The organism is Citrobacter sp. TBCS-14, assembly GCF_005280805.1.
Classification (GTDB): Bacteria; Pseudomonadota; Gammaproteobacteria; order Enterobacterales; family Enterobacteriaceae; genus Citrobacter; species Citrobacter gillenii.
In genome coordinates, this window is record NZ_SZWM01000356.1 from 1 (window position 1) to 486 (window position 486).

The 486-nt window shown below is 32.7% G+C and carries 1 protein-coding gene; it reads right to left on the reverse strand.

All coding sequences use genetic code 11. From position 1 onward, the window contains the following. Positions 1-76: 76 nt before the first annotated feature. Positions 77-340 carry a hypothetical protein gene (locus tag FDX22_RS15475; protein ID WP_002820020.1) on the reverse strand — a complete coding sequence of 88 codons (264 nt, stop codon included), beginning with the start codon at positions 338-340 and terminating at the stop codon, positions 77-79. Positions 341-486: the final 146 nt, after the last annotated feature.

Sequence of the window (486 nt, forward strand, 5' to 3'; positions counted from 1 at the left end):
TTTATAACATTAGCTTCTGCACCGTTCTTCTTCTTAACAGTCGTTTCTACCTGTAATGTAACTTGTGAGAATATCATTAAATACCTCCATAATACATTAACTCTTGCAAAGAAGCCAAACGTTTCATTTCAGCATTTCGCCATTGTTCTGCTGGTTCATCAACAATATTAAGCCGACAATAACAAGAAATAAAGTCTTTAACTAATACGCTTGTTTCGTCAGCTTTAATACCATTTTTTTCTAGCAATTTAATAGCTATTGAACGGAATAAGATAAGTTTACTATCATAAGCTGTTACTAAAATCGGAATACCACAATAGACCTTAATATAATCTATCATTTACTTCCTCCATTTTATTCTTATGCTACTGTAATTACTGCACCAGCGTTATAAGTTTCAACATGACCGCTTGTTAGTGTTTCTACCAAAATCATGTTGCTGTTAGTTTTCCATTCAAAGGCATCAACTTTTGTAAGGTCTTGCAT